Annotated in this window: 8 protein-coding genes; 5 read left to right on the top strand and 3 right to left on the bottom strand. The window is 69.3% G+C overall.

The window, feature by feature from the left end:
- Positions 1–1,293: 1,293 nt before the first annotated feature.
- Complete coding sequence (locus EJC77_RS19355; protein WP_125616660.1) at positions 1,294–1,872, top strand: hypothetical protein; 579 nt, start codon at positions 1,294–1,296, stop codon at positions 1,870–1,872.
- A gap of 79 nt (positions 1,873–1,951) precedes the next feature.
- Here the strand turns inward: EJC77_RS19355 and glpK are convergent, their stop codons facing one another.
- The 3 genes from glpK to EJC77_RS19340 form a co-directional block, all read right to left on the bottom strand.
- Entirely contained in the window at positions 1,952–3,466 is a 1,515-nt protein-coding gene (gene glpK / locus EJC77_RS19350; protein ID WP_125616658.1) for a glycerol kinase GlpK, read from the bottom strand.
- A 48-nt stretch (positions 3,467–3,514) separates the two neighbouring features.
- Complete coding sequence (locus EJC77_RS19345) at positions 3,515–4,255, bottom strand: MIP/aquaporin family protein (RefSeq protein ID WP_125616655.1); 741 nt, start codon at positions 4,253–4,255, stop codon at positions 3,515–3,517.
- A gap of 76 nt (positions 4,256–4,331) precedes the next feature.
- Positions 4,332–6,050 (bottom strand): glycerol-3-phosphate dehydrogenase/oxidase, encoded by a 1,719-nt coding sequence (locus EJC77_RS19340; protein ID WP_125616652.1) that lies wholly within the window; start codon positions 6,048–6,050, stop codon positions 4,332–4,334.
- Positions 6,051–6,294: 244 nt separating this feature from the next.
- Here EJC77_RS19340 and EJC77_RS19335 point away from each other — a divergent pair, with 244 nt between their 5' ends.
- From EJC77_RS19335 to EJC77_RS19320, 4 genes are read left to right on the top strand one after another with little or no spacing between them, the layout of a single operon-like run.
- Positions 6,295–7,233, top strand: coding sequence for a sugar-binding transcriptional regulator (locus EJC77_RS19335; protein ID WP_420820341.1), 939 nt, complete (start codon positions 6,295–6,297; stop codon positions 7,231–7,233).
- Positions 7,234–7,253: 20 nt separating this feature from the next.
- On the top strand, positions 7,254–8,087 hold the full coding sequence (locus EJC77_RS19330) for an aldo/keto reductase (RefSeq protein WP_125616649.1): 834 nt from the start codon (positions 7,254–7,256) through the stop codon (positions 8,085–8,087).
- Position 8,088: 1 nt separating this feature from the next.
- On the top strand, positions 8,089–9,012 hold the full coding sequence (locus EJC77_RS19325) for an alpha/beta fold hydrolase (RefSeq protein ID WP_125616646.1): 924 nt from the start codon (positions 8,089–8,091) through the stop codon (positions 9,010–9,012).
- A complete protein-coding gene (locus EJC77_RS19320; protein ID WP_240630379.1) occupies positions 9,009–10,097 on the top strand; it encodes a glycosyltransferase family 4 protein in 1,089 nt (362 codons plus the stop codon). The genes EJC77_RS19325 and EJC77_RS19320 overlap by 4 nt, the downstream gene beginning before the upstream one ends.
- The last annotated feature ends 77 nt before the right edge of the window (positions 10,098–10,174 follow it).

Genomic DNA, 10,174 nt, shown 5'->3' with positions numbered 1-10,174 from the left:
GGGATGTCCTGGCTGGGGTTGTACGTGCCGGCCGAGCGGGCCCAGGGCATCTGGAACCGGGCCACCGCCCTGGCCCGGGCCGCGCAGGGCCCGGGCGAGCCCCGCACCCTGGCCCAGCTGCGCGTCGACGCCGCCGCGACCCTGCTCCTGCACGGCCACACGGCCAACCCGNGGCCGGTGGCGGAGTCGGCGCGCGTGCCGACGGCGGCGCGGGCGCCGAGGGGTCGGGTGAGGGGGCCGGTGAGGGGCGACCGGAGAGCATCCTGGCCGGGCAGGGGCCCGACGGCCCGTCGCCGCGGGCGCAGGTACTCGTCACCGTCCCGGTCCTGGCGTTGCTCGGATTGACGGGCGAACCGGCCGAGCTCGAAGGCTACGGGCCCCTCAGTGTGGACGTCGCCCGGCGGCTGCTGGCCGGGGCGTCGAGTTTCCTGCGCGTGCTCACCGACCCGGTCACCGGGGCGGCGCTGGCCCCGACCCCGGACCGGTACCGGGTCAGCGAGCGGATGCGCCTGCGGCTGCGGTTGCGCCAGNCCACGGTCGTCGCCGACACCGACCTGGACCATCTCCTGGCCTGGGAGGCCGGCGGCGCCTCCGTCGACGCCAACCTCGAGTGGTTGTGTCCACGCCACCACACCCTCAAGCACTATGCGGACGGCAGGGACAAACACGGGCGCCACCCGGACGAGCACGGCCCGGCCACGCCGTTCCGTGACGCGGACGGGACCCCGCTCNCGGCGCGGCTGGACACCGGCGATGACCGCGACCGGCCGGCCCGGCTGGACCGCGCCCTCGGGCCATTACCACCCGCCCGAACCACCCGACACCCCGGCCCCCGAGTACCCGCGACAGCTGCGCCGGCTGCTGAAAAAGCTGTTGAAGGCAAGGCGGATGCGACATGGCGGCGGTTTGCCGGCCATACCCGNGGTTGCGCAAAACAGCAACGGTGGAAGAGAGAAACGGGCACTGCCCGCCCGCCGGTCCGGCCCCGTCATCACCGTCCCGCTGGACACCACCGCACTGGGAAACAGCGCGTTGGTGAACGCCGGCCAGAACAAGACCGCCCCGGGCAACACCGCAGGGCGCATCGGCGGCGCCGGCCACCGGACGCACACCCGACCCGGCCGGACAACCAACCGCACCGGCGCCAATGCGAGAACCAGCAACACCCGCCACACCCGCACACCCCCACGCCTCAGCCCCCTCGAACACCTCCTCACCACCCGGCTCAACCCCCGAGACTGACGGGCCAGTCACGCGCCCGGACCGCCGAGCGCGGTCCACTGGACTTCCCCCATGAGGACTCGCCATGGCCTGCGTGGAGCCGCAGCCTCATTGACCGTCACCGGCGCCACCGTGGCCGTTTCCGGATGCACCACCGGGAACGAGCCGGGACCAACGCCGGACACGGGTGCGATCTCATCGTCGGCGAGCGCCTCCGATGCCGTCTCCAACACGGCAACGCAGCTGACCAATGCAAACGCCCACGTGCAGCGCGTCGGCATCCTCGGCGGGCAAGCCGCCCAGGACCCCAAGCACGGCCCCAAGCACGGAGCCTCGGCAAGAATCGAACTGACGGCGGTCGGCATGGGACCCGCGGACATCCACGTTCCAGCCCTGACCCATGGCCGGACCAATCGTGGCATCATCGTCGCCTGCACGGGCAGTGGCGGGTGGAAGGCCACGCGGCAGCACGACGGGATGGGATGGGGCGCCTCCTCCTGCTCCATTGACGGGGCCGGAAATGTCTCCGGCCCGCTCCTGAACCCGGGGAAGCCCACAATCATCCACCTGGACGTCGCCCCGGACAGCCATTACTGGGCCACCCTCTATTCAGTGGCCGCGAATACTCGGTGGCCGCGAATTGGTGGCTGAAACGGACAGCCCCGGAACGCCGGCCGAAGCCAAACGTCCCGGGGCCGCCGATTCAATCAGGAGAATCAGGCGCCAGACGCTACCGCACGTCGTCGTCGACCCAGTCCATGGACTTGGTGACGGCCTTCTTCCACAGCCGCAGCTGGCGGTCGCGCTCGGCCCCGTCCAGGGCCGGCTCCCAACGCTTGTCCTCGCTCCAGTGCGCGGACAGTTCGCCCAGGTCCTTCCAGAACCCGACCGCGAGTCCGGCCGCGTAGGCGGCGCCGAGCGCCGTGGTCTCGGTGACCTTCGGGCGGATCACCGGCACGCCCAGGATGTCGGCCTGGAACTGCATCAGCGCGTCGTTGGCGACCATGCCGCCGTCGACCTTCAATTCGGTCAGGTCGACGCCCGAGTCCGCGTTCACGGCGTCCAGCACCTCGCGCGTCTGGAAGGCGGTGGCCTCCAGTGCCGCGCGGGCAATGTGGTTCTTGTTCACAAACCGGGTCAACCCCACGATCGCGCCGCGGGCGTCGGAACGCCAGTACGGGGCGAACAGGCCGGAGAACGCCGGCACGATGTACACGCCGCCGTTGTCCTCGACCTGCGCGGCCAGCTCCTCGACCTCCGGGGCGCTGGCGATCAAGTTCAGGTTGTCGCGCAGCCACTGGATCAGCGACCCGGTGACGGCGATGGACCCCTCCAGCGCGTAGTGCGGGGCGGCGTCGCCGAGCTTGTAGCCCAGCGTCGTCAGCAACCCGTTCTTCGAGTGGACGATCTCCTCCCCCGTGTTGAAGATCAGGAAGCAGCCCGTGCCGTACGTGTTCTTGGCCTCGCCCGTCTCGAACGCAGCCTGCCCAAACGTGGCCGCCTGCTGGTCACCGAGGATGCCGGCCACCGGCACCTCACGCAGCAACTGGTGCTCGTCGACCGTGCCATACACCTCGGAGGACGATTTGATCGCCGGCATCATCGACAACGGCACCCCGAAGACATCCAGGATCTCCTGGTCCCAGGACAGCGTGGTCAGGTCCATGAACATGGTTCGCGACGCGTTCGTGACATCGGTGATGTGCACGCCGCCGTTGGGGCCGCCGGTCAGGTTCCACGTCACCCAGCTGTCCGTGTTGCCGAACAGCAGGTCGCCGGCCTCCGCGCGCGCCCGGGCCCCCTCCACGTTGTCCAGGATCCACTTGATCTTGGTGCCCGAGAAGTACGTGGCCAGCGGCAGGCCCACCTTGTCCTTGAAGCGCTCGACCCCTCCGTCCGCGGCCAGCGCATCCACGATGTCCTGGGTGCGCGTGTCCTGCCAAACGATCGCGTTGTACACCGGCTGGCCGGTGTTCTTGTCCCAGACGACGGTGGTCTCGCGCTGGTTGGTGATGCCGACGCCGGCGATGTCGTGGCGGGTCAGGTTGGCCGCGGCCAGGGCCTTGCCGATGACCTCGCGGGTGTTGTCCCAAATCTCCACGGGGTTGTGCTCGACCCACCCGGCCTTCGGGAAGATCTGCTCGTGCTCGAGCTGGCCGGAGGAGACGATGTTCCCGTCATGGTCGAAGATGATCGCGCGGCTGGACGTCGTACCCTGGTCGATGGCAATTACATACTGGTTCATCTTTGTTCCTTTGTTTGTACTGCTAACGGACGAATCCCCCGGATGGACCTATTTGACGATCAGCGGCAGCCAGTTGGAGAGCAGCCCGCCCAGCGCTCCACCGACCAGGGGGCCGACGATCGGAACCCAGGAGTAGCTCCAGTCGCTGGAGCCCTTGCCCTTGATCGGCAGCAGTGCGTGGGCGATGCGCGGGCCAAGGTCACGGGCCGGGTTGATGGCATAGCCGGTGGGGCCGCCGAGGGAGGCGCCGATGGCGACAACCAGCAATGCCACGGGCAGCGGACCCAACCCGGTCACGCCGCCACCGAAGTGCAGGATCACAAACACCAGCACGAACGTGCCGATGATTTCCGTGACCACGTTCCAGCCGTAGCTGCGCATGGCCGGACCGGTGGAGAAGACGCCGAGCTTGGTGGCGGCATCGGACTCATGGTCGAAGTGCTGCTTGTAGGCCAGCCAGCACACCACGGCGCCGATGAACGCCCCCAGCATTTCGCCGCCGAAGTAGGTGATCGTCGATCCGAACGTGACCGGCACGTTGGGTGCGTAGTTGGCGGCCCCGCTGGACAGGATGCCCACCGTGACCGCGGGGTTCAGGTGCGCGCCCGACTTGGCGGCGACGAAGACGCCGGACATGACGGCCAGCCCCCACCCCCAGTTGACCATGAGGAAGCCGCCGGCGTTGCCCTTGGTTCCCCTTAATGCAACGTTGGCGACGACGCCGCAACCCAGCATGGTCAGCATCATCGTTCCCGCCACCTCGGACAGGAACACGACTCCAAGGTTCATCTTTGACTCCTTGCTTGTATTCGGTTGTCAAGCGGCTCGAGTGAGGACCGCCCGTTCCTGATCTGCCGGCCGAGGCCTAGCCGATCAAGCTTTCGACCCTGACCCCGTGGAACCGGGCCAGGACGTCTTGTGCGTGTGCGATCTCCGCCGTTTGCAAGGAGGCATCCCACCCCATCGGCCCGGCCAGGGCGCCGGCCAGTTCCACGAGCAGCTCGGCGCTGACGAGCCCGCGGAACGCCAGCGACGTGCGCCGGATCAGCACGTCGACCAGATGGCCGATCTGTTCGTGCTCCACCATGAACGCGATCTCGCGGGCGCTCAATTCATGCGTGGAGTCGAAAACCCTGTCCGGTGCCGCGGCCAGGTAGTCCAGCACCGCCTGCGCGCGCATGCCGTACCGGGTCAGCAACACCCCGGCCCGCGTGGCATCGATGCCCGCGCCGGTGTGGGCGGCGATCCACGCCTCGACCCCGCCAGGGGTGGTGGGGAAGCCCGCGCCGCCGCCGATGGCCAGCTGCGCCGTCGACTCCTTGCGGGATTCCGACAGGATCGCCAGAACCTCGTCGGCCAGGTGCTCGGACAGTGCACGGAACGTCGTCCACTTGCCCCCGACCAGGCTGAGCGTGGGCACCGTGCGCCCGGCGATGACGTGGTCGGCGCGTTCGATCCGGTAGTCGCGGGACACGAATCCGGGAGCCGTCTCATCGTGGCGCGGCAGCGGGCGCACCCCGGAAAAGCTGTACACGATCGCCTCGCGGGAGACCGTGACGGCGGGGAACACGTGGCCGATCAGCTCGAGGAAGTAGTCGATTTCCGCGGGGGTGCACACCGCGTCCACGCCCATGTCGGCGTCCACGTCGGTGGTGCCGACCAGCACGCGGTCCCCCATCGGGTAGATGAGCACGATGCGTCCGTCGGTGTGTTCGAAGAAGATCTCCCGGCCCTGGCAGGCGGCCAGCAACTCCGGGTGGTCCAACACGATGTGCGAGCCCTTCGTCCCGCCCATGAAACGGGTGCCGGCGCCCAGGGCCCGGTTGGTCTCGTCGACCCACGCGCCGGTCGTGTTCACCATGACGTCGGCCGTCATCGTGAACGTCTCCCCGGTGAGCTGGTCGGTGAGCTGCACGCCGTCGGCCGTCACGGCCGTGACCGACACATAGTTGGTGGCGCGGGCGCGGTTCTCGCCGCCGGCGCCCAGCCCCGCCTTCTCGCCGTCCTGCAGCACGTCGAGGGTCAGCCGCTCCGGATTGTGCACCGAGGCGTCAAAGTAGGTGGCCGCGTACTTGATGCCGGGGTTCAGCGCCGGCAGCTCGGCCAGCGCCTTCGTCCGGCCCATGAACTGGTGCCGGGGCACGGTGCCGCCATCACGGGAGAACGCGTCGTACAGGCTCAGCCCGGCCTTGATCAGGAACGCCCCGCGCTCCTTCGGCTTGCCCTGCCTGTGGGTCAGGAAGCGCAGCGGCGCGGCCAGGATGCCGGAGAAGAGACTGTTGATCGGGATGGTGGTCTTCAGCGGCTTGACGTAGTGCGGGGCGATCTTCAGCAGCCGGTTGCGTTCGACGACGGACTCCCGCACCAGCCGGAACTCGCCGTTCTCGAGGTAGCGGATGCCGCCGTGGATCATGTGCGAGGACGCGCCGGAGGCCCCCTGGCAGTAGTCCCCGCGCTCGACGAGGGCCACGTCAACGCCCTGCAGGGCCAGGTCGCGGAACGTGCCGACGCCGTTGATGCCGCCGCCGATGATGAGCACCCTAGCGTGCGGCCGGTCGCGCAGGGCGTCCACCTGGGGGCGCATTGACGGGAGGTTTCGGGCCGTTGCGGATTCGTCGCCGCTGCCGGGGTTTCTCAAGTCGACCTCATTCGAGTCTTGTTTCGTGCCCCGGTTCGTGTTCTGGTTTCATGCGCCGGGACACCTGCTCCCATTATTGTTGGAAGACCGGGAAAATATAGTCAACATGGTTGCACAAACGTGCAAGATGGAGTGGGAGCTAATGCCCAACAAGCGCACACGGCAGTCGGACGCGCTCCGGGCTGCACAAATGTACTATCTGCAGGACCTGACCATGGACGCCATCGCCCGCGACCTGCGCACGTCCCGGTCCACCGTCTCGCGCCTGCTGGCGGCGGCCCGCGAGTCCGGGCTCGTGCAGATCCAGATCAAGTCGCCGGCCGACCGTACGCCGGAACTGGAACGGGCCATCAAGGACCGCTTCGGCGTGGACGTCAACGTGGTGCCGGTGGCCGACACCACCAACGACGCCGAGGTGCTGGACCGGGTCAGCACGCAGGCCGCCCGCATCATCGGCCCGCTGGTGGACTCGAACGCCGTCGTCGGCGTCGCCTGGGGCTCGACCGTCAGCGCCGTCAGCAGGCACCTGGCCCGCAAGACCACCCACGGCACCGTCATCGTCCAACTCAACGGCGCCGGCAACACCCAGACCACGGGCATCTCGTACGCGTCGGAGATCATCCGCCGCTTCGGCACCGCGTACGGCGCCGTCGTGGAGCAGTTCCCGGTCCCGGCGTTCTTCGACCGGGCCGAGACAAAGGAACTGATGTGGCGCGAACGCAGCGTCCGGCGCATCCTGGACCTGCAGTCACGCATGACGCTGGCCATCTTCGGCGTCGGCTCCATGGACTCCGACATCCCCAGCCACGTCTATGCGGGCGGCTATCTGGACGAGACGGACCTGGATGAGCTGGAGGCCAGCGGCGCGGCCGGCGACGTGGCCACCGTCTTCTTCCGCGCCGACGGCACCGATGCGGGCATCGTGCTCAACGACCGGTCCAGCGGCCCGGCCCTGGACACGCTGCGCAAGGTGCGCCGGCGCATCTGCGTTGTCTCGGGCGCCCGGAAGATCAAGGGCCTGCGCGGCGCGCTCGCGGCCGGGCTGGCCACGGACCTGATCCTGGACGAGAAGACGGCACGGGCGCTTGTCGCGTCCGGGGACGAGGGCCACGCGCCGATCACCGGGTAGAACTGGGTAGAGTCGTAGGCATGCATCAGGCACCGAAGGTTTCGCTCAACAACGGCGTGCGCATCGACCAGCTCGGCTTTGGGGTGTACAAGGTCGCGGCCGAGGACAGCACGGCCCTGGTCGGCACGGCCCTGGACGCCGGGTACCGGCTCGTGGACACGGCCGCGCTCTACGACAACGAGGAGGGCGTGGGCCGGGCCGTCCGCGACGCGGTGGCGGGCGGCCTGGACCGCGAGGACGTGTTCGTCACCTCGAAGGTGTGGAACGACCGCCACGGCTTTGACAGCACGCTGGCCGCGTTCGACGAATCCATGGACCGGCTCGGCCTGGACTACCTGGACCTGTATCTCATCCACTGGCCGTGCCCCGAACGCGACCTGTACATCCCGACGTACCGCGCGCTGGAGCGCCTGTACCATGAGGGCCGGGTGCGGGCCATCGGCGTCTCCAACTTCGAACCGGCCCACCTGGAGCGGTTGCTGGACGCCACCGAGGTGGTGCCCGCCGTCAACCAGGTCGAACTGCACCCGTGGCTGCAGCAGGACCGGTTGCGCGCCCGGCACGCCGAGCTGGGCATCCACACGCAGGCGTGGAGCCCGCTGGCCCGCGGCAAGCTGCTGGCCGACCCGGTGCTGGCGTCCATCGCGGCCCGCCACGACCGCTCGGTCGCCCAGGTGGTGCTGCGCTGGCACGTGCAGCTGGGCAACCTGGTCATCCCCAAGGCCAGCAGCGCGGCCCGCATCCGCGAGAACCTGGCCGTCTTCGACTTCGCGCTGGACGACGCCGAGCTGGCCGCGATCGCGGCGTTGGACCGCGGCGAACGCACCGGCTCGAACCCCAACGCGGTGAACTAGGGTGCGGCAAGGCACGACGCCGGGAACGTCACCCATCGCCGTGGTCCTGGGCGACCGGGTGGGCCGGTACACGGTGGAGGTGGACGGGACCACGGTGCGCTACTGGGACTACGCCCCGGTGCGGTGGACGGCGCGAACGCGCACCATCGTCATGGTGCACGGGTTCCGCGGCGACCACCACGGCCTGGAGCGCGTCGTGCAGGAACTGCCGCAGATGCGCATCGTCATGCCCGACCTGCCCGGCTTCGGCGAGTCCGCCGCGTTCACCGACCGGCAACACGACATCGCCGGCTACGGGCGCTTCCTGGCCGCGTTCCTCGACGCCCTGGCGCTGGGCCGGGACACCATCCTGCTGGGGCACTCGTTCGGCTCGATCGTGGCCGCTCATTTCGCCGCCGCGCACCCGGGCCGGGTGGCTGCGTTGCTCCTGGTCAACCCGATCGCGGCGCCAGCACTCGAGGGGCCCAAGGGCATCATGACGAAGCTGGCCGCGCTCTACTACCGGACGGCCGCCAAACTGCCCGCGTCCCTGGGCAATGCGCTCCTGCGCAGCCGGCCGATCGTGCACGTGATGAGCGTGGCCATGGCCAAGACGAAGGACAGGTCGCTGCTCGAGTTCATCCACGGCCAGCACCACGCCCACTTCAGCAGCTTCGCGAACCGCGACATGCTGCTTGAGGCGTTCCGCGCCTCCATCAGCGGCACCGTGCGCCAGGTCGCCGCGCAGCTGTCGCTGCCGACCCTGCTCATCGCCGGCGCCCGGGACGAGATCGCGACGCTGCCGGACCAGCACAAGCTGCTGGCGCGCCTGCCCGACGCCGAACTCGTCGTGATCGACGACGTCGGCCACCTCATCCACTATGAGACGCCGCAGCCGGCCGCCGCCGCCATCCTGGACTTCCTCGAAAGGCATCCGGCCCCGTGAGCGACGTGCCCCACATCGTCATCGATGCCCGGTTCACCCGCATAGGGCACCACGACGGCATCAGCCGGTACGGCGCAAGCCTCATCGCCGCCGTCGTGCCCTATGCGAGCGTCACGATGCTCATCAGCGACGAACGCCAACTCGAACTGCTGCCGGACGTGCCGTCGGTGTTGATCGGCTCGCCGCTGTCGCCGAGGGAACTGTTCGTGGCCCGGGACGTGAACAAGCTGGCCCCGGACCTGGTGTTCTGCCCCATGCAGACGATGGGCAGTTGGGGGCGGAAGTACCCGTTGGTGCTGACCCTGCACGATCTGATCTACTACGAGCACCCGGCCCCGCCCGGCTTCCTGCCGGCGCCCGTGCGCGTGCTGTGGCGGCTGTACCACAAGGCGTACTGGCCGCAACGGCTGCTGCTGAACCGTGCCGACGCCGTGGCCACCATCAGCCGCACGACCCGGGACCTGATGGCCGCGCACCGGCTCACCAAACGCCCGGTCCGCATCGTCGGCAACGCCCCGCAGGGCGGCCGGCTGCCACGGGATGCGTCGGTGCCGCCGGAGAAGTCGCTCGTGTACATGGGCTCGTTCATGCCGTACAAGAACGTCGAGACGCTCATCGCCGGCATGGCCGGGCTGCCCGGGTTCACGCTGCACCTGCTCAGCCGTATTGCCGACGCCCGGCGCGCCGAACTGGAGGCCCTGGTGCCCGCCGGCGCCGCGGTGGTGTTCCACAACGGCGTCAGCGACGCCGAGTACGACGAGCTGCTGCTGCGCGCCACGGCGCTCGTGACGCTGTCCCGGGCCGAGGGCTACGGGCTGCCGCTCGTGGAGGCCATGGCGCTGGGCACGCCGGTCGTCGTGGCGGACACGCCCATCTTCCGCGAGGTGGGCGGCGACGCGGCACTGTATGTGCCCGCCGACTCCCCCGCCGCCTTCGCCCGGGCCGTGACCGAGCTGGCCGACGACGCCGCCTGGCGGGCCCGCTCCGCGGCGTCCGTGGCACGGGCGGCGACGTTCAGCTGGGATGATTCGGCCCGGGAACTGGCGGCCATCGCCCGGGAGCTGCGCGGGAGCCGAAAACCCTAGGTGCGTGTGTCAGTAGTCGTTTCGGATAGTTTTTAAAACGCCGGGAGATCAACCGGGCTGGCGGTGGTGGGGCTGGG

This window comes from Specibacter cremeus, assembly GCF_003946885.1.
Lineage (GTDB): Bacteria > Actinomycetota > Actinomycetes > Actinomycetales > Micrococcaceae > Specibacter > Specibacter cremeus.
The sequence above is the reverse complement of the archived record's forward strand: the minus strand, read 5'-3'. Positions and strand labels throughout refer to the sequence as shown.

Coding starts and splice junctions, on each gene's coding strand:
- EJC77_RS19355 (WP_125616660.1), top strand. CDS start 1,294: ATGAGGACTCGCCATGGCCTGCGTGGAGCCGCAGCCTCATTGACCGTC.
- glpK (WP_125616658.1), bottom strand. CDS start 3,466: ATGAACCAGTATGTAATTGCCATCGACCAGGGTACGACGTCCAGCCGC.
- EJC77_RS19345 (WP_125616655.1), bottom strand. CDS start 4,255: ATGAACCTTGGAGTCGTGTTCCTGTCCGAGGTGGCGGGAACGATGATG.
- EJC77_RS19340 (WP_125616652.1), bottom strand. CDS start 6,050: ATGCGCCCCCAGGTGGACGCCCTGCGCGACCGGCCGCACGCTAGGGTG.
- EJC77_RS19335 (WP_420820341.1), top strand. CDS start 6,295: ATGTACTATCTGCAGGACCTGACCATGGACGCCATCGCCCGCGACCTG.
- EJC77_RS19330 (WP_125616649.1), top strand. CDS start 7,254: ATGCATCAGGCACCGAAGGTTTCGCTCAACAACGGCGTGCGCATCGAC.